This is a genomic window from Paenibacillus yonginensis (assembly GCF_001685395.1).
Lineage (GTDB): Bacteria > Bacillota > Bacilli > Paenibacillales > Paenibacillaceae > Fontibacillus > Fontibacillus yonginensis.
In genome coordinates this window covers 2546556-2569866 of record NZ_CP014167.1, presented here as the reverse complement: position 1 = coordinate 2569866, position 23311 = coordinate 2546556, and the positions used below count along the sequence as shown (strand labels likewise).

The 23311-nt window shown below is 51.2% G+C and carries 22 protein-coding genes and 1 other annotated feature; of the genes, 21 read left to right on the top strand and 1 reads right to left on the bottom strand.

What is annotated here, in order from left to right; genetic code table 11:
* The first annotated feature begins 67 nt into the window (after nt 1–67).
* From yhbY to AWM70_RS11705, 20 genes are all read left to right on the top strand, one after another.
* Nucleotides 68–361: a ribosome assembly RNA-binding protein YhbY gene (gene yhbY / locus AWM70_RS11800; protein WP_068696612.1), complete on the top strand. Its 294-nt coding sequence runs from the start codon at nt 68–70 to the stop codon at nt 359–361.
* An 18-nt stretch (nt 362–379) separates the two neighbouring features.
* Nucleotides 380–982: a nicotinate-nucleotide adenylyltransferase gene (locus tag AWM70_RS11795; RefSeq protein ID WP_068696610.1), complete on the top strand. Its 603-nt coding sequence runs from the start codon at nt 380–382 to the stop codon at nt 980–982.
* On the top strand, nt 966–1574 hold the full coding sequence (gene yqeK, locus AWM70_RS11790) for a bis(5'-nucleosyl)-tetraphosphatase (symmetrical) YqeK (protein ID WP_068696608.1): 609 nt from the start codon (nt 966–968) through the stop codon (nt 1572–1574). Before AWM70_RS11795 ends, yqeK begins: the two co-directional genes overlap by 17 nt.
* A 28-nt stretch (nt 1575–1602) precedes the next feature.
* Nucleotides 1603–1950, top strand: a complete 348-nt coding sequence (rsfS, locus tag AWM70_RS11785; RefSeq protein WP_068696605.1) for a ribosome silencing factor — start codon at nt 1603–1605, stop codon at nt 1948–1950.
* Nucleotides 1947–2843 (top strand): CvfB family protein, encoded by an 897-nt coding sequence (locus AWM70_RS11780; protein WP_068696603.1) that lies wholly within the window; start codon nt 1947–1949, stop codon nt 2841–2843. The genes rsfS and AWM70_RS11780 overlap by 4 nt, the downstream gene beginning before the upstream one ends.
* Nucleotides 2844–2933: 90 nt before the next feature.
* Complete coding sequence (locus AWM70_RS11775) at nt 2934–3701, top strand: class I SAM-dependent DNA methyltransferase (RefSeq protein WP_068696601.1); 768 nt, start codon at nt 2934–2936, stop codon at nt 3699–3701.
* Nucleotides 3702–3886: 185 nt separating this feature from the next.
* A complete protein-coding gene (gene namA / locus AWM70_RS11770; RefSeq protein WP_099093083.1) occupies nt 3887–4906 on the top strand; it encodes an NADPH dehydrogenase NamA in 1020 nt (339 codons plus the stop codon).
* 487 nt (nt 4907–5393) lie between these two features.
* Entirely contained in the window at nt 5394–6812 is a 1419-nt protein-coding gene (ltrA, locus tag AWM70_RS11765) for a group II intron reverse transcriptase/maturase (protein ID WP_068693838.1), read from the top strand.
* 226 nt (nt 6813–7038) lie between these two features.
* Nucleotides 7039–7917, top strand: a complete 879-nt coding sequence (locus AWM70_RS11760) for an ROK family protein (RefSeq protein WP_068696598.1) — start codon at nt 7039–7041, stop codon at nt 7915–7917.
* 185 nt (nt 7918–8102) lie between these two features.
* Nucleotides 8103–8486, top strand: coding sequence for an ROK family protein (locus AWM70_RS23850; protein WP_068696596.1), 384 nt, complete (start codon nt 8103–8105; stop codon nt 8484–8486).
* Nucleotides 8487–8627: 141 nt separating this feature from the next.
* A complete protein-coding gene (locus AWM70_RS11750; RefSeq protein ID WP_068696594.1) occupies nt 8628–9674 on the top strand; it encodes a Gfo/Idh/MocA family protein in 1047 nt (348 codons plus the stop codon).
* Nucleotides 9675–9757: 83 nt separating this feature from the next.
* Nucleotides 9758–10034 (top strand) — a binding site (T-box leader).
* Nucleotides 10035–10118: 84 nt separating this feature from the next.
* On the top strand, nt 10119–12560 hold the full coding sequence (gene leuS, locus AWM70_RS11745) for a leucine--tRNA ligase (RefSeq protein ID WP_068696592.1): 2442 nt from the start codon (nt 10119–10121) through the stop codon (nt 12558–12560).
* 239 nt (nt 12561–12799) lie between these two features.
* Nucleotides 12800–13396 (top strand): ComEA family DNA-binding protein, encoded by a 597-nt coding sequence (locus AWM70_RS11740; RefSeq protein ID WP_083180253.1) that lies wholly within the window; start codon nt 12800–12802, stop codon nt 13394–13396.
* Between the two features lie 51 nt (nt 13397–13447).
* Entirely contained in the window at nt 13448–13930 is a 483-nt protein-coding gene (locus AWM70_RS11735; protein ID WP_068700605.1) for a deoxycytidylate deaminase, read from the top strand.
* A gap of 167 nt (nt 13931–14097) precedes the next feature.
* Complete coding sequence (locus tag AWM70_RS11730; protein ID WP_083180251.1) at nt 14098–16803, top strand: ComEC/Rec2 family competence protein; 2706 nt, start codon at nt 14098–14100, stop codon at nt 16801–16803.
* A 175-nt stretch (nt 16804–16978) separates the two neighbouring features.
* Nucleotides 16979–17527, top strand: a complete 549-nt coding sequence (locus AWM70_RS11725; protein ID WP_068696590.1) for an RNA polymerase sigma factor — start codon at nt 16979–16981, stop codon at nt 17525–17527.
* Nucleotides 17524–18804 (top strand): anti-sigma factor, encoded by a 1281-nt coding sequence (locus AWM70_RS11720; protein ID WP_068696588.1) that lies wholly within the window; start codon nt 17524–17526, stop codon nt 18802–18804. The genes AWM70_RS11725 and AWM70_RS11720 overlap by 4 nt, the downstream gene beginning before the upstream one ends.
* 279 nt (nt 18805–19083) lie before the next feature.
* On the top strand, nt 19084–20103 hold the full coding sequence (holA, locus tag AWM70_RS11715; RefSeq protein ID WP_068700601.1) for a DNA polymerase III subunit delta: 1020 nt from the start codon (nt 19084–19086) through the stop codon (nt 20101–20103).
* 110 nt (nt 20104–20213) lie between these two features.
* Entirely contained in the window at nt 20214–20636 is a 423-nt protein-coding gene (locus tag AWM70_RS11710) for a hypothetical protein (protein ID WP_068696586.1), read from the top strand.
* A 114-nt stretch (nt 20637–20750) separates the two neighbouring features.
* On the top strand, nt 20751–21215 hold the full coding sequence (locus tag AWM70_RS11705) for a hypothetical protein (protein ID WP_151208743.1): 465 nt from the start codon (nt 20751–20753) through the stop codon (nt 21213–21215).
* Nucleotides 21216–21769: 554 nt separating this feature from the next.
* On the opposite strand, the gene rpsT is transcribed toward AWM70_RS11705, so the two are convergent.
* The gene (rpsT, locus tag AWM70_RS11700) at nt 21770–22042 is read right to left on the bottom strand and encodes a 30S ribosomal protein S20 (RefSeq protein ID WP_068696583.1); all 273 of its coding nucleotides are present in this window, start codon (nt 22040–22042) and stop codon (nt 21770–21772) included.
* 178 nt (nt 22043–22220) lie between these two features.
* Between rpsT and gpr the strand changes: the two genes are divergently transcribed.
* Nucleotides 22221–23225, top strand: coding sequence for a GPR endopeptidase (gene gpr / locus AWM70_RS11695; RefSeq protein WP_068696581.1), 1005 nt, complete (start codon nt 22221–22223; stop codon nt 23223–23225).
* Nucleotides 23226–23311: the final 86 nt, after the last annotated feature.

The window sequence follows — 23311 nt, the reverse complement described above, 5'->3', positions numbered from 1 at the left end:
TTTTGCATGAAAGGCCGGATTCGTTAGAATCAGGATTTTACGATATGGAATGGAGTAATGACTAAATATGTTAACAGGAAAACAGAAACGCTTTTTACGCGCGCAAGCTCATCATTTGGACCCGATCTTTCAGGTGGGCAAGGGCGGCACCAACGAAGGGGTTATTAAACATATCGAGGAAGCCATTGAGAAGAGAGAGCTGATCAAGATTTCCGTTCTGAATAACTGCCTCGAAGATCCGAAGGACATTGCTGCGGAGCTTGCCGAAGGCTCCGGTGCAGAGCTGGTACAGACCATTGGACGCACGATTGTGCTTTATAAGGAGTCTAAAGACTACAAGCAAATCGAGCTGCCGAAATAAGGGAAAGGTCGAGATGGCATGACGGCAAGAAAAAAAGTAGGCATTATGGGCGGCGCTTTCGATCCGATCCATACCGGCCATCTGCTGGCGGCAGAAGCGGCGAGAGATCAGTACGGACTTGAAGAAGTGTGGTTTATGCCCTCGCATCAGCCGCCTCATAAAGCCAAAGCTGGTGTAAGCGGCGAACAGCGTCTCGAGCTGGTTAAAGCGGCGATTCAAAGCAATCCGGCCTTTCATCCGCTGGACATCGAGCTGCGCAGAGGCGGGATCTCCTACACGGTGGATACGATGAAGCAGCTACTGGCCGAACATCCGGCTTATGAGTTTTATTTTATTATCGGAGCGGATATGGTGAACTACCTTCCGAAGTGGGAGGGGATCGACGAGCTGGTTCAGATGATTACCTTCATTGGTCTGCAGCGTCCGGGGAGCATGCTGGAGCTCGATTCCCTGCCGGAGTTTATTCAGGATGGCGTAGTGCTGGCCGAAATGCCGCTTGTCGATATTTCCTCCAGCCTGATCCGCAGCCGGCTCAGACAAGGCAAATCAATCCGTTATCTGGTGCCGGACGCGGTTTATGATCTGATGATAAGGAGCGGAGCGTATGGCATTCACCCGTGAGGAACTGATTAAGGCGGTATCCGGTCAAATGCCTGAGAAAAGGTGGAGACATACCGAAGGGGTCATGGCTTCTGCCGTGGATCTGGCCGGGCGTTTTGGCGCCGATCCGGTTAAAGCCGATTTGGCAGCTCTTCTGCATGATGTGGCCAAATATTGGCCGATCGAACAGCAGGCGGCCGTGATTCGCGACAACGCGGACAAGGGCTTGAACCAGGAGCTGCTTGAGCATGACAAACAGCTGCTGCATTCCGAGGTCGGCGCTTTTGTAGCTGAGCGGGATTATGGCATAACCGACCGCGAAGTGCTGGACGCAATCCGGTACCATACCTCGGGACGGATTGGGATGACCAAGCTGGACAAAATCATTTGCCTGGCCGATTATATCGAGCCGGGACGGGATTTCCCGGGCGTGGATACGATTCGCGATTTGGCGAAAAATAGTCTCGAAGAGGCGCTGGTCGCCGGCTTCGATTCGACCATTTCTTTTTTGCTGCAGCAGCGCAAGATTATATTCCCGATGACGATGTTTGCCCGGAACGATCTCATCAAGCAGCTGAATGAAGCTAAACGGGCTCAAGCCTCCAAAGGCTGAATTTAAATGAGTATAAGGAGGAAACTGAATGGCAGTTTCGCCAGAACAATTGTTAAACCTCGCGGTTACGGCCGCTGATGATAAGAAAGCTATGAATATTGTCGCTTTGGATTTGAAGGGGATTTCTCTGATTTCGGATTATTTCGTGATTTGTCACGGTAATTCCGATACGCAGGTGCAGGCGATTGCCACCGAAATCCGCAAGCAGGTGAATGAAGCAGGAGGTACGGTCAAAGGCATTGAAGGCCTTGATTCGGCCCGCTGGGTGCTGATGGATCTGGGTGACGTTATCGTGCATATCTTCCACCGCGACGAACGCGAATATTACAATATCGAACGTCTTTGGTCCGATGCCAAAGTTGTGGAGACGGTATGAGTCTGATTGCAGGTACGATTGTTTCTCTGCCGGTAGACCGGGAGGTTTCACCCTACGGATATTTTCTGCGCGGAGATGAAGGACAGGATATTCTGCTTCATTATTCGGAAGTGACGCATCCGGTCAAAGCGGGGGACACCGTGGACGTGTTTTTGTTCTTCGATACGGAGGACCGGCCGGCCGCGACGATGAAGAAACCTTATCTGACGCTGGGCGAAATGGCGCTGCTGGAGGTTGCGGACGTGCATCCGCGGCTCGGCTGCTTTCTGGAAATGGGGCTTGGACGCCAGCTGCTGCTGCCGATCCGCGAGCTCCCGGAGCTTCCTGAACTGCATCCGCAGGTGGGGGACCGCGTGTACGTGATCATGGAGCAGGACAAGCAGGGCCGTCTTAAGGCCAAGCTTGCCGGAGAGCAGGAATTGAGCGCCAAGGCTTTCCATGCGCCGGATTCCTGGAAAAATCAATGGTTTGACGCCATCGTCTATAAACCTCTGCAAATGGGAACCTTTGTTGTGGTTCAAGGCGGGGTGCTTGGTTTTGGCGCGATCGGCATGATCCATTCCTCGGAACGTTCCCGGCTGCTTCGGCTTGGGGAGACGGTTCAGGTTCGGGTCGCCCATATCCGCGAAGACGGACGGGTCAACTTGTCGATGACGGCCCGCCGCGAGGTGAGCCAGATTGAAGATGCAGACAAGATTTTGGCGTTCCTCGCGGAGCGTCCGGGCGGCGCGATGCCTTATTCGGATGCTACGCCTCCCGATGTGATCAAGCAGCGTTTCGGCATCAGCAAATCGGCATTTAAGCGGGCGCTGGGCAAGCTGATGAAGGAAGGCAAGGTCACGCAGAAGGAAAGCTGGACTTATCTCGTCAGACCGGACGGAGAACAGGAATAATTCAGTTTTTAATAAATAGAGGCGGGTTGGAAACGGTTATGTGTTTTCAGGCCGGCCTCTGTTTGTTTGGGAAAAAGGAGTCGAAGCATTATGGAGGCTTACCGGAAATTTGCTTACGTGTATGATGAATTGATGCAGGACATGCCCTATGAAAGCTGGGTAGAATTTGCGCAGACGGCCTGGCAGAAACACGGCGTTCCACATACGGTTGCCGAGCTGGGCTGCGGAACGGGGAGCATCACCATTCCTTTGGCGAATGCCGGTTATCAGATGACGGGCATTGATCTGTCCGAGGATATGTTGTCGGTCGCGCAGAACAAAATGGAAGCCTCGGCCGGAGGAAACCGTTTATACCGCGAAGGCAGCGTTAGATGGATATGTCAGGATATGCGGAGCTGGGAGCTGCCTGAGCCGGTGGATTCCGTCATCTCTTTCTGCGACTGCCTGAACTACGTGCTGGAGCCGGAGGAAATAGCTGAGGTGTTTGCACGCACCTATGACGCTCTGAAAGAGGGGGGCAGCTTCCTGTTTGATGTCCACCATCCGGCTACCCTGCGCCGTTATGGCGAGGAGCAGCCTTTTGTGCTCGACGAACCGGAGGTATCGTATATTTGGACCTGCGACTTTGATGAAGAACGGTGCGAAATTGAGCACCGTTTATCGATTTTTGCGCGTATGGAATCCGGGTCTTTGTACGAACGTTTCGAGGAAATTCATATCCAGCGCGCTTACGACCCCGAATGGATGATGGCGGAGCTGAGACGAGCGGGCTTCAAGGAAATCAAATGTTATGCGGATTTCGAGTGGAAGCTGGCGGATGACGAGGCAGAGCGGTTGTTTTTTGTGGCGATTAAGTAACATAAGTAAAGGCGGTCTTCTTCTGAGAAAGGAGGCCGTTTCTTTTTAACGAGTAATGGACAAAGTAATACAGGGCGGCTGAGAGAATTTGTTAAAAACCTCATAAAGATATATTGAAATATTGCGATATACGAAAAAAAGCGGTATAGTGGATAAGTCTTTGATTTTTATATATACAAAAAGGAGTGAGATTCTTGCTGTTCGAACCTTACCAACTCAAAAATATTACGCTCAAAAACCGGATCGTCATGGCACCTATGTGCCAATATTCCGTTGAAGACGAATCGGGGAAAGTGCAGGATTGGCATAAAATTCATTATCCGACACGGGCCGTTGGCCAAGTCGGGCTTATTATTCTGGAGGCTACTGCCGTAACACCTCAGGGCCGGATTTCTCCTAATGATCTTGGGATCTGGAGCGATGAACATATTGAAGGACTGAAGGAACTGGTTAGCCTGGTGAAAGCTCAAGGCTCCCATATCGGCATTCAGATTGCCCATGCAGGCCGCAAAGCGGAATTGCAGGGTCCAATCCTGGCTCCTTCAGCCATCGCGTTCAGCCACCATTATCAAACGCCTCAGGCCATGACGAAGGAGCAGATTCAGGAAACCGTTCAGGCTTTTGCAGACGGCGTCCGCCGCGCCAAGGAAGCCGGCTTTGACGTAATTGAGCTGCATGCTGCCCATGGTTACCTGATCAACCAGTTTCTTTCTCCAATGACGAACCGCCGCGAGGACGAATATGGCGGCAGCCAGGAGAACCGCTTCCGCTTCTTGAAAGAAGTAATCGGCGAGGTTCAGAAGGTTTGGGACGGTCCGCTGCTTGTCCGCGTATCGGCACATGATTATCACGATGAAGGCGACACGCCGGACGATTATGTAGTGTATGCGAAGTGGCTTAAAGAGCTTGGTGTTGATCTGATTGATGTGAGCTCCGGTGCGATTATTCCGAAAGCTCCGACTAAAATTTATCCGGGCTACCAGGTTCCGTTTGCAGAACAAATTCGCCGTGAGGCGGACGTTCCAACGGGCGCAGTCGGCTTGATCACCGAGCCTGAAATGGCCGAAGAGATTCTGTCCAGCGGCCGTGCCGACCTGATCTTCCTGGCCCGTGAGCTGCTTCGCGAGCCTTATTGGCCTCGGATTGCCGCCGCAAAGCTTGGCGTTGAGCTCGAAGCACCGAAGCAGTATTCCCGGGGCTGGTAAGTTTAAGTATATAGAACAAACGGGCTGATGAGTTCAGCTTGATAGAGAAAAGCTGCGGGGGAGGCCCCGCGGCTTTTCTTTTTAGTGTGCCACGCATGGCGATTAACTAGGTGGTGAAAGTCCACTGTGGGGGTTTGTAGTTACCAACCACTAGCCAAGAGCAAGGGTGTCCACCGCGAGGTGGAATCCAAAGGAAGCTGGAGGCAAACTTCCGGCCCAAGGAACACGAACATCATCAGGCATAGGATACGGGATGAGTCTGCTAAACAAGACGAAGTCCAATTAACTACACGGACGTACCAATGTAAATGATGTGGGTATATGGAAGGAAAGTGAATCGTCTTACCGTGGGAGGTCTCATGGACGTGAGGAGATGCACTTCGAATCACGGTTGAAACAAGATTTATCATGAGAAGTCAGCAGACGCCATAGTACCGCGAACAGTCGACGGTTCGAGGGAAGGGCTGAACCTTAGGAGGTGAAGTCAATGAAAGTTACCGAAACAGGAGCCAAGGGCAGCCAACTTCTAACGGAAGACTCTTTGCAAAAGAATAGTGCGGAACACGAAGGATATGCGGGAGTGCACAGTCCTGCGAGGATAACCGAAACCGACGACACCAACGCAACCGAGTCGAAGGACCGGTTGCTTGAGAAAATCGTTAGCAGGGACAACTTGAACGAAGCATTCAAGAGAGTCAAAGCGAACAAGGGATCGCACGGAATCGACGGGATGGGAGTAGATGAACTTCTACAATATCTCAGAGACAACGGCGAGACCATCAAGCAACTGATCTTGGGCGGCAAGTACCGCCCGAATCCCGTTCGAAGGGTAGAGATTCCCAAAGAGAACGGAAAGAAGAGAAACCTTGGCATCCCAACAGTGGTTGACCGAGTCATCCAGCAGGCAATCGCCCAAGTGCTTACGCCAATTTATGAGAGGCAGTTTTCAGACAACAGCTACGGATTCCGACCCAAACGGAGCGCACACCACGCGATGAAACGAAGCCAACAATACGTGCAAGAGGGATATCGTTACGTGGTGGATATGGACTTGGAGAAATACTTTGACACCGTCAACCAAAGCAAGCTTATCGAGGTGCTTTCAAGAACGATCAAAGACGGACGAGTGATCTCGCTCATCCATAAGTATCTCCGGGCGGGAGTCGTCGTGAAGCATAAGTTTGAGGACACGGAAATCGGCGTACCGCAGGGAGGGAACCTAAGTCCGATTCTCAGCAATATCATGCTGAATGAATTGGACAAGGAACTGGAAGCAAGAGGACATCGATTCGTGCGATACGCAGACGATATGCTCATATTCTGCCGGAGCAGGAGGAGTGCGGAGCGTACCCTGACGAAAATTCTCCCTTACATCGAGAAGAAGTTGTTTCTCAAGGTAAACCGGGAGAAAACGATTGTGGACGATGCGACAAAAGTTAAATTTCTTGGCTTCTCATTCTACCAGAGCAAAGGGGAAACGCGGGTCAGAATCCATCCCAAATCCGTATCCAAGATGAAAGCTAAAGTGAAAGAGCTAACGTCGAGAAGCAACGGAATGGGCAACACCGACCGGGCGCTGAAGCTTAGGCGTTACATCATGGGATGGGTAAATTATTTCAAGCTTGCTGACATGAAACAACTACTCCAAACCACTGATAAATGGATGAGAAGGCGTATCCGAATGGTCTTCTGGAAGCAATGGAAACGAGTGAGGACGAAACTCGAAAGGCTTATATCGCTCGGAATTCATGAACAGAAGGCGTGGGAATACGCAAACACAAGAAAGGGCTATTGGAGAATCTCCAATAGCCCAATCCTCTCGAAGTCCCTCGGTAACAATAGGCTGAAGAACCTCGGATTCCTTTTCTTTTCTGATTATTATCGACAAGTTACTGCGCATTCCTAATGGAACCGCCGTATACCGAACGGTACGTACGGTGGTGTGGGAGGTCGGCTGCCCAATTAATGGGTAGCCTCCTACCCGATTGAAGTGGATTATCGTGCGCCGGGCGATATGAGGCAAGATACGACATTTTACGACAAGTATGCGATTTCTTATGCCGCATCGGCGAATGAATTATGGTACAATCGGTTTAGGTGCATTCATATTTAAGCAGATTGGAGCGAAGGGCATGCTTGGAGCAATAGAAGCAGGTGGAACAAAATTTGTTTGCGGCATCGGAACAAAAGAGGGAGAAGTGCTTGACCGCGTAAGCTTTCCGACGACTACACCGGAGGAAACGATGGGGAAAGTAATTGAATATTTCAAAGACAAACCAATCGAAGCGCTGGGCGTCGGTTCTTTTGGCCCGATTGATCCGGTTGTGGGCAGTGATACATATGGTTATATTACAACAACACCTAAACCTTACTGGACGAACTACAATATTGTAGGGACGCTCAAATCCGAATTTAACGTACCAATTGCGTTTGACACGGACGTTAACGGCGCGGCCCTCGGCGAATCCTTGTGGGGAGCGGCTCAAGGCGTAGACAGCTGCATTTACATTACCGTAGGCACCGGGATCGGCGTCGGCGCGATGATCGGCGGCAAGCTGGTGCACGGCCTTTCCCACCCGGAAATGGGCCATATTTATGTCCGTCGTCATTCGGACGACCCGTTTGAAGGCACTTGCCCTTACCATGGCGACTGCCTGGAAGGATTGGCGGCTGGTCCGGCTATCGGCCGGCGTGCAGGCGTGCCTGCGGGCGAATTGGCGAAGGATGACCCGGCTTGGGAGATGGAAGCTTATTATCTGGCGCAAGCCTTGATGAATTACATCCTGATCCTGTCCCCCGAAAAAATCGTCATGGGCGGCGGCGTCATGAAACAGCTGCAGCTGTTCCCGCTGATCCACGCCAAATTGAAGGAGCTGCTGAACGGTTACGTGCAGCATCCAAACCTCAGCGACGAGAAGATCTCGAGTTATATCGTACCTCCCGGACTGGGAGACAATGCAGGAATCTGCGGGGCGCTTGCATTGGCCCAGTCGGCGCTGCAGGGCGTTTAAGCGAAATGAAGACGGCTGTTTATTAGCCGGGTGCAGAAAATAAAGCGGCTTTCCGAATTAGGGAAGGCCGCTTTATTTTTTTATATTGTAACAAAACTCCATATTCCCGTCCCATAAATCTATTCCGATTCGGGAAGGGTTCATCTAGGATAAAAAGAGATTTTGTAGGAAGAGGAGAGGCAGGCGTGTCCGCATATACGGTCGGCATTGATTTAGGCGGAACGAATATCAAAACGGCGGTTTTTGATGGAAATGGCCAAATCGTAAGGGAAAGAAGCGACCAGACCGATGCCGCAAAGGGACCTTCCCATGTATTAAATAAGATAAAACATATCATCAGACAAATGCTTAAGGAACTAGAGGCGGACGATACAAATGTTAGCTGCAGAGGCCACATGAATATGTACAGGGAAGGGCGCCCCTGCCGCTGCGGCAGTTCCGGCTGCCTGGGAAGATATGTCTCGGCCGTTGGTATGGTGAACACTTTTACCGAGCGGCTTGAGCAGGGGAAGACCAGCATCGTTCAAAGCTGGGTGGGCAGCAGCATCAGAAGATCACCGCCAGGATGATTTCTGATGCTTATGATCTTGACGACGATTTGGCGAGTTGGGCGAAAAGGCTGGAGTGTACGGTGCTGACGCTTACGCTAAACGAAGGTTGTCCGCCGGCTTCTGACCTGAAAAAGCTAAAGGATTACGGAGGTTTCAAATATGCCTATGCGATTTGGATTAATCGGGCCGGGCTGGCGCGGGAAAGCCTACTTGCGGATTGCCAGCCAGCTTCCGGAGTGGTTTCAGCCGGCCGGAGTTGTTGTGCGGGATTTTGAAAAATATCGTGGAGACGATGCCCTGCAGGGGTTGCCGGTGTTTCTGTCCCCGCTGGAGCTGGCGCGGGAATGCGATTTCCTGGTTATGGCGGTCAGCAAAACGTCGGCAGCTGCTTTGCTGGAGCAGCTGTTCGAGGCCGACATTCCGGTGCTGGCCGAAACGCCGCCTGCCTTTGACGATGCCGGGTACCGGCAGATGGCTGCCCTTGCGGCGCAATCGCCGCGGATTCAGGTAGCCGAGCAGTACCCGCTGCAGCCGCATCATGCCGCCCGGACGGCTCTGATCCGCTCTCGGGCCGTGGGAGAGGTGCGGCATGTCCAGGTGTCGGCAGGGCATGGTTATCACGGGATTGCCCTAATCCGGCAGTGGCTGGGTGTCTCGGATGAAGGCTGTACCGTAACCGCCCAGCAGTTTAAACATCCCGTGCTGGAGGTTCCTCATCGCGGACGAAACGTTGGAGACGGCCTGGAGGTGGAGCTGCAGGATATCGCGCTTTTATCTTTCGAGAGCGGCAAAAGCGCTGTACTTGACTTCACTGCTTCGCAATATTTCTCTCCGCTGCGGAAGAACCGGGTTCTGATCCGGGGTTCGCATGGGGAAATCCGCAATGATGAGGTGACCCGGAGTTTGGGCCAAGGGGCATACGAAACCTTTTCTATTAACAGAATTCAGGATGGAAGGGAAGGGAGCCTTGCTCCTTTGTCCCTTCGGGAGCTCCGGGGAGCCTCCGAGCGGTTATATCAAAACCGGTTTTATCCCGCTCGGCTTTCCGACGAAGAGCTGGCGATCGCGGAGGTCCTGTTTCGAATGAGCGAATACGTGCGTACGGGCAACAGCTTCTATTCATTATCCGAAGCGCTGGTAGATGTCCGCCTGTCCCTTGCCATTGAGGCCTCGATTGCGGCAGGGATGCCTGTTGGATCTGGGTAGCATAACGTTCTATTGCCGGCGTTGACTTCAAGCTGAATGATTATGTATAATATATGGGAATAATTGAATTGAATCAATCATAAACAACTGCTGTGATGAGGAATATTAGCTCAGGTCAGCCATACAGAGAGCCGGCGGATGGTGCAAGCCGGTTGGAGACCCCTGCGAACTCGCCTCGGAGCCGGGATGCAAATTTGGAGGACATTGTCTGGCGTTTTAGGTTACGCCGTTTCTGTCTATTGTCCGCGCCATCAGGAACATCTCCGTTTCGCCCGCGTTAAGGGTTAAAGTGAGCTCAAGGCAAAGCATGCCCGAAGCTAACTAGGGTGGTACCACGGGAATCAAACTCTCGTCCCTAGCGATAATACGCTATGGATGGGAGTTTTTTTATTTTACAAGATAAGTTCGATTGTTCAGGCAAGACATTTAAGGAGGAAGCAACCTATGTCCGAGAATCAGACAGTGCCAAACGGCTATCATCCCCAAAGCATTGAGCCGAAATGGCAGGCTTATTGGGAGGAACACAAAACATTTAAAACCAAGGAAGAGCCGGGCAAACCGAAGTTTTACGCGCTCGACATGTTCCCTTATCCATCCGGAGCCGGACTTCACGTAGGTCATCCGGAAGGTTATACGGCAACGGATATCGTTTCCCGCTTCAAACGAATGAAAGGTTATAACGTGCTGCACCCGATGGGCTGGGACGCGTTTGGCTTGCCTGCGGAGCAGCATGCCCTGGATACGGGCGAGCATCCGCGCGACATTACGGTTAAGAACATCAACAACTTCCGCCGCCAGATCAAATCGCTCGGCTTCTCTTATGACTGGGACCGCGAGATCAGCACGACGGATCCGGAATATTACAAGTGGACGCAGTGGATTTTTATCCAGCTGTACAAGCGGGGACTGGCCTATGTAGCCGAAATGCCGGTCAACTGGTGTCCTGCGCTGGGCACGGTTCTGGCGAATGAAGAAGTCATCGACGGAAAAAGCGAACGCGGCGGCCATCCGGTCATCCGCAAGCCTATGCGCCAGTGGGTGCTGAAGATCACCGAATACGCAGAGCGCCTGCTGGAAGATCTGGAGGAGCTGGACTGGTCGGAGAGCATCAAAGACATGCAGCGCAACTGGATCGGCAAATCCGAAGGCGCGGAAGTCGTATTCCGCGTGGACGGATCTGATGAAACGTTGACGGTGTTCACTACCCGTCCCGATACGTTGTTTGGCGCTACTTATGCCGTACTGGCTCCTGAGCATGAGCTGGTGGAGAAAATTACTTCCGCCGAGCAGCTTGCAGCTGTCAAGGCGTATCAGGATCAGGCCGCACGGAAAAGCGACCTGGAGCGCACGGATCTTGCCAAAGACAAATCCGGCGTATTTACGGGTGCTTATGCCGTTAACCCGGTGAACGGCGCCAAAATTCCGGTCTGGATCGCGGATTACGTATTGGCCGGTTACGGAACCGGAGCCATTATGGCTGTTCCGGGTCATGACCAGCGCGACTATGAATTTGCGGTCAAATTCGATTTGCCGATCATTGAAGTCGTGCAGGGCGGCGATTTGTCCAAAGAAGCCTACAGCGGCGAAGGCCCGCATGTGAACTCAGGTTTCCTGGACGGAATGAACAAAGAAGAAGGCATCCGCACGATGATCAAATGGCTGGAGGATAATGGTCATGGACGCGGCAAAGTCACCTACCGCCTGCGCGACTGGCTGTTCAGCCGCCAGCGCTACTGGGGCGAGCCTATTCCGATCCTGCATTTGGAAGACGGCACGATGAAGCCGGTTCCGGAAGACCAGCTGCCGCTGGTGCTGCCGGACATCGACCAGATCAAACCGTCCGGCACGGGCGAATCTCCGCTGGCCAACGTAACGGAATGGGTGAACACCACCGATCCGGAAACCGGGCTTCCAGCGCGCCGCGAGACGAACACGATGCCGCAGTGGGCCGGCAGCTGCTGGTATTACCTGCGGTTTATCGACCCGCACAATGACGATATTTTCTGCTCGCTGGAGAAACAAAAGGAATGGCTGCCTGTCGACCTTTACATCGGCGGCGTAGAACATGCCGTGCTTCACTTGCTTTATGCCCGCTTCTGGCATAAAGTGCTGTATGATATCGGCGTGGTTTCCACGAAAGAGCCGTTCCAGAAGCTGGTCAACCAAGGCATGATCCTGGGAACCAACAATGAGAAGATGAGTAAATCCCGCGGCAATGTCATCAATCCGGACGATATCGTAAATGAATACGGCGCGGATACGCTGCGGATCTATGAAATGTTTATGGGGCCGCTTGAGGCAACCAAGCCATGGAACACAAACGGCGTAGACGGCGCGCACCGCTTCCTGTCCCGCGTATGGCGCCTGTTCGTAGCCGAAGACGGCAGCCTGAACAGCAAAATTGCGGATGAAGGCGGCAGCGACGATTTCAAACGCACCTGGCACAAAACGGTGAAGAAAGTAACGGAGGACATGGAAGGCCTTCGCTTTAACACCGTCATCAGCCAACTGATGATTTTCATCAACGAAGCTTACAAAACGGACGTGGTGCCAAGAGCGGCAGCTGAAAGTTTTGTGCAGATGCTCTCCCCTCTCGCTCCGCATATCGCGGAAGAGCTGTGGCAGCGTCTTGGACATAACGACTCTATTACCTATGCGCAGTGGCCAACTTACGAGGAAGCCTGGACTGTCGAAGCCGAGGTGGAAATCGTCGTTCAAGTCAACGGCAAAATCGTTGAACGTACGAAGATCTCCAAAGATCTCGATCAGGCAGCGATGCAGGAGCATGCGCTTGCCCTGCCGAACGTGGCAGCCGCCGTGGAAGGCAAAACCGTCCGCAAAGTGGTTGCCGTTCCCGGCAAGCTCGTTAACATCGTAGCGAACTAAGCTGCGGCGGGCTGAGCTGTTCAACAATTAAAGAACAACATCATGAAATGCCCCTTAGCGATGAATCTTTAGAGATCTTTTAAAGGTTCATCGCTAGCTTTTTAAGTCCCCTTGTCTATCCCTTCTATGAGGCAAGGATTGCTGCAGCAAGACCACAGCTTGTACAGACATTCATGGTTTACGGATGGCTTTGCATCACGGAGTCGGCATGAATTTTTGGACAAGATTGGAGTTATCCCATGATTAAGGAACGTATTTCGATCGCTGTTTTGTCTGCCGTCTGCGGGGCGGGATTGATGCTGCTGGCTTTGGGAACGAAACCTTCCTCCGGCATAACCGGCTGGACGCCGGTTAATGAAGCGATGGCTGCAGCCGTGATTGATCACGAGCAGGCTCCTTCGGGAACGTTAACGACGATTGAAGGCAAGAAACCGGCGGATTCGCCCCGTTCGGCCGTGGTCGGGGGGACAGAGAGCAGTGTTTCCGGTTCTTCCGGCTCCGATTCTTCCGCCGCCCCAGCTGCAAACGCTGGAGCGGCTCCTTCAAGCGGAGATTCATCGGCAGCAGCTTCGGCTCCCGCCTCTTCTGTCCCGCCTTCAAGCCAGACGCCCAATGTCCAGACAGATGCAGCTGCGGCAGCTTCCAGCCTCATCTCTATTAATACGGCTGGCACAGATGAGCTGCAGGATCTCCCCGGGATTGGCGAGAAGAAAGCGCAAGCGATTATCGATTACCGGAATCAGCATGGCGCCTTCGCTTCACTGGATGAGCTAAAGAATGTGAAAGGCATCGGAGACAAAATGTTCGAGAAAATGCGGCCTTATATCGGACTTTGAGAACAGGAGAGCTGGAAAGTGAACATTCGCAAAGATTGGGACACCTATTTTATGGACATCGCCTATATGGTATCCACCCGTTCCCGCTGCAACAGACGCCATGTAGGAACGGTGCTGGTCCAGGGGAAAAAGCTGCTCGGCACCGCCTATAACGGCGCTCCCTCCGGCGTTCCTGACTGCTCCGAAGCAGGCTGCATGATTGCCGAAGAGCTCGAGACCGTTGTGGTCGACGGCCAGGAGCAGGTCGTGCGCAAGCAGCGCTGCATCCGCACGATTCATGCGGAACAGAATCTGCTGCTGTTTACCGACCGGGCCGACCGTGAAGGCTCCAGCGTCTACGTGACCGACGAGCCCTGCTGGACCTGCGCCAAAATGCTCGCCAACAGCGGCATTGTGGAAGTGGTGTACCACCGCCCTTATGCCAAAGATACACAGCTGGTCAGCGAGCTGATGCGCCAGAAGGGCATAACCTTCCGTAAGCTCGAGGGCTACCAGCCGCCTGCGGACACTATGGAAGGAAGTATCCTCGACTGACTTACTTTCTATAAGCAGATGGAATTAGTTTGGTTGGTAGGTTTATAGTTTTATATAAATAACATATGCAGGTAAATGAAGAGGAAGAACCTCTGCAGTCCAAGACTGTGGAGGTTTTTTTGCGCTCAGTTCGCAAACAGACTGCGCGCCAAGGAGGGAGAGGCGGAATGAAGCAAAGGCCGTTATTGGAAGCCGCCTGCTGGTGGATTGCCGGCAGTACGGTTGCTTACTTATTCAGCGGGGGAAGCCGGTGGCTGCTGTGGGCTGGCTGTCTGCTGATCTATCCGCTGCTTGCATCAAGAATGGACAGAACCCGGCAACAAATAGTGGTAATGCTGCTGCTGTTTACCGGAGCCTTTTTCTATTGGCAGATCCATGAGGCGCATAACCGCACTGTTCTACCGGTAAGTTTGCAAGTCGCGGAAGAGAAGCTGAACGAATCGCAGGTTCGGCTCAAGGGGGTGCTGGCCTCGGCTGTAGAGCGGGACGGGGACCGCGCGGATTTCACCCTGGAGGTCAATCAGGTAATGTATGGAGCGGCACCATCCCCGGCTTCATCCGGCTTTGGCGGAACGAACATTCGTAAGGAAAAGGTGCGGGTACAAGTCAGGCTGGCGAAGGAGTCGGAAATCCAAATCGTCAACACCTGGACAAGGGGACAGAACATTGAAATTGCAGGTACGCTAGAGAAGCCAGCCGGGGCCCGCAACTTTGGCGGATTCGATTATTCCGCTTATCTGCACAACAAACGTATTCATTGGCTGCTGAAGGCGTCCGGCGCGGCCAACGTGAAGGTAGAGCCCGGTTCTTTCAGCATGGCGAAGCTGCTCGGTTATAACGATCAGATGCGGCAAGCGGTCGGCCGGCAGATTCAATCCATCTTCGGCGGGAACAACACCGGTTTTATGAAAGGGCTGCTGATCGGGGATACCGAGGAGTTGGATCCCGATATTTACAGCGGCTTCTCTGCGCTGGGATTAACTCATATTTTGGCTATATCCGGGAGCCACGTGGCTGTTAATGTAGCGGTTTTGTTCTGGCTGCTCAGGAGCCTTAGAGTGCCGCGGGAAACCTCGATTACCGCCGTTTTGGCTTTTATTCCGTTTTATATGCTGCTTACTGGCTTATCGCCATCGGTGGTCCGCTCAGGCATTATGGCGATGATCGGGTTATTTCTGCTGCGCAAGCACCGTCTGAAGGACGGGCTGCATATTCTGGCTGCAACAGCTTTGCTTATGCTGCTCTGGGAGCCGTATTATTTGCTGGATGTCAGCTTCCAGCTGTCTTTTGCCGTTACGGCGGGATTGATTGTGCTGGTTCCTTTGATACAGCCGCTGCTTGGCTTTCTGCCGAAGCGCCTGGCCGGTGTAACGGCTATTACGTTGGCGGCACAGCTGATCTCTTTTCCGCTCACCATCTATTATTTTAATCAATTTTCCCTGCTGTCGCTGCTGTCCAACCTGCTGCTGGTGCCTGCGATCAGTCTGATATCACTCCCGGCCGGCACGGCGGCGCTTGTCCTGAGTTATTTGTATGAACCTTTGGGCAGGTGGGCTGCCTATCCCATTAAAGCGGTCAATACCTTAACCTTTGATGTGGTGAATTGGCTGGAGGCAAGGGAGGGCTTCATGCTGATCTGGAAATCTCCGCCGCTTTGGTGGATTGCTCTGTATTATGTGCTGCTTTACTGGATGCTCCAATGGACTCGCCGGGCGTCAGCGGCATCGGAACTGGAAGAAGCCTGGTCTTCCCGGAATGAGGATACGGTTCCTTTGACGCCTCGCATGGCTCCCAAACGAAACTTGCGTTCAGCCGCCTTGGGGTGGACAGCATTTCCTGCCGTTTCCTTAGCTTCAGCGATTAGCTTCTTTCGTTCCATTAACAAATATAGCTATTTTGCTCTGCTCAGCGGAATTTTGTTAGCTGCCGCTTTATGTCTAGGGTATCAACCTGCCTATGCTAAAGGAAAAGGGTATGTCCAGTTTATAGATGTCGGGCAAGGAGACTGCATTCTGATAACGACGCCTCAGGGGCGGAATATTCTGGTGGACAGCGGAGGAACCGTTTCGTTCCGCAAGGCAGCGGATGTTTGGCGTGATAAGAGGGTGCCTTACGAGGTGGGAGCAAAGGTTGTAGCTCCGATTTTGAAAAAAAGGGGCATACACACCTTGGACGCTGTGATTATTACACACTGGGATCAGGATCATGCCGGCGGCCTGGAGGCCGTGCTCGATCAAATTCCGGTCAAAGCGCTGGTGATGAATGGCAGCGTGACAGATACACCTGTTTTTCAAAGGATATTCAGCCGCGTCCAGCAGCAGAAGATTCCAGTCTATTTCGCGCATAACGGACTTCGGATTCAGGCGGACAAGCATACCCGGCTGCAATTTATAGGCCCTTTGGAAGAAGACCGGGGGATAAGCGGAGCCGGAGCCGAAGAGATTCGGAAGCTCAAGGATCAGAATGCCCGGTCCGTTGTTTTTCTGCTGGAGATGGGGGGAGCCTCCTTTCTGTTTACCGGGGATATGGACGCCAAAGAGGAGCGGGAGGTCATGCTCTGGCTGCAGAAGAATCAGAACCCGGGAGGAGAAGCTGCAGTTAAGGGGAGCGGCCGGCCGGCTGCGGTAGACGTGCTGAAGGTGGCCCACCACGGCAGCAAATCCTCGACGACGGCCGAGTGGATTGATTATTGGAACCCCCGTCATGCCGTGATTTCTGTTGGCGCGGGCAACACCTACGGGCATCCTAATGGAGACGTTCTTCAAAGACTGCTGGCAGCAGGGACGGCGGTGCAGCGTACAGACGAGTTTGGCGAGATTCAAATCAGTGTAAAAGAGGGAAAAATGACGGCCAGGCATAAAGTGGAAAAGTAAAACCGACAGGAAGAGCAGGTCTAATGACGGGGCTCTTTTTTTCTGCTATTCTATTGAAGACACTGCTTGTTAAAGGTTTACCAGACTTTTAAAAAATATTTGATTAGAAGACATTGGCGATGCAACAAATAGCTCGGAAAGTCCGTCTGTAATGTTGCAAGGAAGGGGGATCATTGTGGTAGAGCAGGAACTTATCAGGGCCGCTCAATCCGGCGATCGCGACGCTCTTATCACCCTATTGCGAGAGATCGAACAGCATGTTTACCGGACTGCCTACTATATTTTGAACAATGAGCAGGATGCGCATGATGCAGCGCAGGAGGCATTAATCCGGATCTATACAAAAATCGGTTCTTATGAAGAGAAAGCTCAGTTCAAAACCTGGGTCCAGCGTATTGTTACCAATATCTGTATTGACAAGTTCAGGAGAACGAAACCGACGGTTTCGATTGAGGAACATGAAATGGTTTTTGAAGGGAAAGAAAGTGTGGAGCGGGAAGTGATGTCAGGGTATTTAGCCCAGGATATCGAAGCTGCGATCAGTCAGCTTCCGGATCATCACCGGTCGGTTGTGGTGCTGCGCTACCTTCAGGATTTCTCCTACAATGAAATTGCAGATACGATGGGATTGCCGCTTAATACGGTCAAATCTTATTTATACAGGGCCAGGCAGCAGCTTCAAAACTTACTTCAGGATTATCAGAAAGGTGGTGTGTCGGGATGAAATGTCAAGAGGCAAACGAATGGATGAACCGTTATCTGGATCACGATCTGAGCGAAATAGAAACGAAACAACTGTTCCAGCACCTGGACAGCTGCCCGGACTGTGCTGAAACCTTTGATATGCTGAAGCGTATTTCGGCCGGACTGGACAGCCTGCCGGATGTGAAACCGAGATACAGTCTGGTTGACTCCATCTTGCCCCGTCTGGACGAAATGGACCGGTTAGACGAACAGGCGGAAGTGAAGTCGGATACTTCATCCACCCCTTCCGTCATGACGCCGCTTGTGGCAGAAGCGGATTTGCTGCGGCGAACGGATAAGTCGGATGCCAATCGAAGAGCTCGAGGGACTCAGACCCAAAGAAGACGGTTATGGACGCGAGTAGCGGGCGGAGCGGCAGCTGTAGTGATTTTAGGTTTCTGCGTCTACCAATTTCAGCCGAAAGAAATTCCAAACGCCGAACCGGCTGTCCAGCAGCAGCGTTCAGCAGCTTCTCTGTCTGAGGAGACCGCGGGATCGTCTGATGCAGCTTCGCACGAACCGTCTTCCTCCAGCCAGTCAAAGGAGATTAATGGCAGTTTTGTGCCTGGCATTGCCGCAGATCACAGAACAGCATCGGAGCCGGGGGCAGAACAGAACCCCGATAGGGTCAGCCAGGCAACGCCAAGTCCGCAAGACAAAGGCAATTCCGGTGCTAAAGGGCAAACTTCGGACAAAGGAAACTCGGATTCGGATCCGGGCAAGGTTCAGTCCGCAGTACCGCCGAAGGAATCAGCGCGTCCCAATTCCAGTACGGGAGCAGAGGATCGTTCGTTTAAGCTAGATACGCCGAAAGCGCTGGCAGATTCGGTTCCGTCCGATGACACGGACCCGAATTTGAGTGGGCCGGGTGATGGAAGCTCAGATCCGGAATCGGATGGCACAGCTTTTATCATGGACGCTCCGGATTCGGATCCTTCTTTGGTTCCTCCGAGTACCGATGTCAGCAAGAATTCGCTCTCTATGGGGATTCAGGCCATGAACGAGACTAATGTATGGAAATCCCCGAACGGTAAATATGTAGCCAAGCTTGAGGACGGGCATTTAAACGTCTATCTGATTTCCTCTGATGGAAACTTGACGCGAATTTACGATGATCCTGTTAACGGGGAATGGAAAGCAGGCTCTGCTTCTTGGTCGGAAGAAGGCTCCATCTTTGCGTATACCGTCAATGAAGAAAATGGTCCGGTTGAATCCCAGGTGGATGCGGATCAAGCCGCCGCGCTGATTCAAAAATAAGGAACCTTTTCCGGCGAGCCGGAATAGAATACATTGTCTAGCAGCTATCGATCAGATGAACCCCTGTACGTCGTATGACCAAAAGCAGCAAGTTTCTAGAGCTTGCGACGCTTTTGTTTATATAGATGCACTGGAGCAAAGGAACTTCAGTCCTGCCAAGGTCTGAGGTTCCTTTGTTGTTTACAGGGAAAAGATATTTTACAATAGTAGAAGAGGATATAAGGATGGAATCAAATGCGCAGCATCGGGCGGCGCAAGCAGGCAGGGGGATTTCGGAAGTTGGATGCTAGAACGGCAATTAAAGAGATTAAACAGGGGAAAGTAAGTCCTTTATATTTATGTTATGGAACGGAGAAATACCAGATCCGCGAATTTGTGGAGACGGTGACAAGCCAGCTGGTCGAGCCGGAACAGCGGGAAATGGCGGTTGTCCAGATGGATCTTTCGGAAACGCCGGTCGAGCTGGTAGTAGAGGAAGCCGAAACCCTTCCGTTTCTGGTGGAACGCAAGCTGGTGATCGTTCAGTCAGCATCGCTTTTTACAGCGGCAAAGGAAGGCGGAAAGGTCGAGCATAACGTGGACAGGCTGCTCTCTTATTTGGCTGATCCTGCTGAGTACAGCGTGATTTTGTTTATCGCAAACGGGGAGAAGCTGGACGAGCGGAAGAAGACCGTTAAGATGATCAAATCTGCCGGGCAGGTGCTTTCTTTTATGCCGCTGGGCGCTTCGGAACTTGTGCAATGGGTGATTCGTGAAGCCGGGAAACGCAAATGCACGATGGGGCAGCAGGCAGCGGAGGCCTTGATTGCCAATGCGGGCGTACAAATGTCGACGTTATCGGCGGAGGTGAACAAGCTGTGCCTGTTTGCCGGCGAAGGTGGGGAGATTACGGGTGAAGCGGTAGGCATGCTGGTTGCTCGAACCACGGAACAAAATGTATTTAGCATGGTTGAAGACATTGCCAATTTGAAGCTGGATCGTGCGCTTGGCACCTTCTATGAACTGCTTAAGCAGAAGGAAGAACCTATTAAAATCGCTGCGCTGATTGCCCGCCAGTTCCGCATTATGCTCCAAGTGAAAGAATTGGGAGGGCAGAGCTACTCGCAGCAGCAAATTGCTTCCCAGCTGGGGCTGCATCCTTATGCGGTCAAGATTGCCGGCGAGCAGGCCCGCAAGTTCAGCCAGCAGCAGCTCGCCCAAACGTTATCGCAACTTGCGCAGCTGGACTACCAAATGAAAAGCGGCGGCATTGACAAAGTGCTCGGCATCGAAATGTTTTTGCTCAAATTAGGCGCCTGAGAGGGTGCCTTTTTCTGCGAATTTACAATTGGAAACTGATTGCATTTTTTTGAAAGAAATTAATGATTGAAGGGGGAGAATTTGTTAGTATTGTAGGGTGAGGTGTTCTAATGAAGAAATCGTCTTTATGGATTTATGCAGCCTTGATTTTTTTGTTATCATTTGATATCTGGACCAATAATTCTCCACAAGCAGAAGGTTTTTATACATATATTCTTAAATGGCTCGATTGTATAAAGATATCTATAGTTTGGTCTGTACTATGTGTCATTGGCCTTCTAATTTGGTACAAGGATCGTCTTCAGTTAAAGGAACAGGAAAAAGAAGAGCTGAAGGATCAAATGAGGAATCGTATGGAAATGCTGGTAATGGCGAATCAACAGTTAAGCGAATATAGAATGCGTGATCTTCTTGTGGATTTGTTCCGTCGCTTTGTTTTGAATCAGCCTTACGTTCTCGGAGTACAATTATATGAATATTCAATCGTGAACAAATCTGGCTTTGGAACGGTGAAACTTAACTTCATTGATTGATACGCCCGAGAAGCTATAGATATTAATGCGGCTCAACAGTTGTATTACTCGTACAGTATGCAAATTATGAGAGAGTATCAAGAAGCGGTCCGGTCTCTGTTCGGGAACGGAAACATGGAGGAAATTGATGCTAATAAGTTAATCGAATTTACTAAGAAGTACTCAAGAGTTATTTCAAGAAAGGCGAAAAGAGATTTTACGGAAGAGGATGCCATTACTTATGCCTTTACTTCTTTGGGTATAGATATCTTAGAGGCAGCTATCGAAAGTGAAATTCAAATTAAAATAATACCTCCTGACAGGGTTGTAGCACTACAAGCCAAAAAAAGGACTGGATTTTTGCAATCAATCCTGGCTGACAGGCCTTATACTTTTTCTCACCATGGGAGCAACGGAAAGGCAAACAGGCAGTATATTGCAAGTCCTTTTCATGATCATGACCGCCAATATTTATATGTAATTGTCCTGGATGAAGAAATTATTATTGATCCTGATTTTGATGAAATTCTTTCTTTTACAGCCGATGGTTTCGAGAGCCAGCTTCAAAAATGTTTCCAAAAGGTGTATAATCGTAGCTAGAAGGGTGATGATAACATGGTACTCAAACCGGAGAAGAAGGTCCGTAATGCTGCCGAGGTCATTCAATTGTTAATAGAGGCTGGTTACGAAGTCCAAACAGATCGATCGAAGGGGAAAAAACCTAAAAAGGGTTTCAGTGCCCTTATCGGTAAGCGAAACAGCCCGCTTATAATGAAGTAACATAAGTAACTAATATAAAATAATGAGGTCGGCAAATGCCGACCTTTTTTGATGATTCTTCAAGCCTTTTGCATATAATAAGTCAACTAATTGCAAAGGAAAGTGGACAGCATATGAATCAGTTAAACAAAGTGAAAAAAGCCCAAGCTATACGATATTTAAAGGAGCTGGGTTTTACTGTCAATCCAGAATCTTATCAGAAAAAAAAACCTTATTCGGGTTTGGTCGGAAGCCGCAGAGAGACCCTAATTGTTTACCCTAATCATTAGGGACACAAGTTTTGATGGCTGTCCTAAATTACAATATTAAAAAACCCCAAACGATTGCTCGTTCAGGGTTTCTTCATGTCAGCTATGCTGTATATAAACGGACAATTACGCTTGGGACGTAAGAGCGTTCAGTTTCTTGGCAAGACGGGATTTCTTGCGGGCAGCTGCATTTTTGTGGATCAAACCTTTAGTTGCGGCTTTATCCAATTTCTTTGTAGCAGCAACGATTGCAGCTTTAGCTGCTTCCACATCGTTACCTACCAGCGCTGTATCGGCAGTTTTAACAACTGTACGAAGTGCGGATTTTTGGGAAGCGTTCAGAGCGCGGCGTTTCTCGCTAGTCTTAACGCGTTTGATCGCGGATTTAATGTTTGGCATTGCATTTCACCTCCTGTAAGGCATGATCACTCAGATGGTTCACAACTTAAAATAGTTTAGCATGTGCTAGGACAAAATGCAATAAAATCCGCAAAATCCTTAAAACCATATCTTTTGTATAAACTTGACGTTTGTCCCGCAAACTACAGTTAAACTGGCGCAAACAGGAGGTTAGACGATGGAACTGGATTTGCAGAAATATAATGTACGGACGGATTTGGCGGTGGAAGCCAAAGAGATTGCGGAAGCTTCTTACGGGGGACCGATCCCGGGACTAAATGAAGAAGTCGAGGAGCACGGCGGCATTAAAGTCACTCGCATTGATGTTACCAATGAAGCCGCTTCCCAGCGGATCGGACGTATTCAGGGCCACTATATCACGGTGGAGGTGCCGGGCCTGCGCAATCAGGACACCGATTTGCAGGAGCAGGTGGCCCAAACGTTTGTAAAGGAGTTCAGCGGTTTCCTGCAGAAGATCGGCATTTCCTCGGAAGCCAAAATTCTGGTGGTTGGCCTTGGCAACTGGAATGTTACACCGGACTCGCTAGGGCCGCTTGTAGTGGAAAATATTCTGGTGACCCGCCATTATTTCGAGCTTGCTCCAGACCAGGTCAACGACGGCTACCGGGAAGTCAGCGCAGTTGCGCCAGGCGTGCTGGGCCTTACGGGCATTGAATCCAGCGACGTTGTTAAAGGCATTGTCGACCGGATCAAGCCGGATGCGGTCATTGCGATTGACGCCCTTGCTTCCAAGTCGCTTGAACGGGTGAATACAACGATTCAGATCGCGGACATCGGCATCCATCCGGGTTCCGGGGTTGGCAACAAACGCCGGGGATTGACCCAGGATATTCTGGGCGTGCCGTGTATTGCAATTGGCGTACCTACCGTTTGTTATGCTTCTACCATCGTTGGCAGCGTTATTGACATGATGAAGCAGCATTTTTCGGGCAGCGGGGCGGAACAAACGAAGCAGATTCTCGGTATGCTGCCGGAGCTTGGCGAACAGGAACGGCTTATGTTAGTTAAGGAAGTGCTTCAGCCTCTGGGTCATGACGTGGTCGTTACGCCTAAAGAAATCGACGAGTTTGTAGAGGACATTGCCAACGTGATCGCCAGCGGTTTGAATGCTGCTCTGCATCAGGCGGTTAACGGTGATAATGTGGCGGCTTATACGCATTAATTCATCGAATAAGCTTAAATAAGCCGATTTTAATTTAATAAGAGAATTAATCATAGCTGCTCCACTCTTAGCCAAGCTAAGGGGCG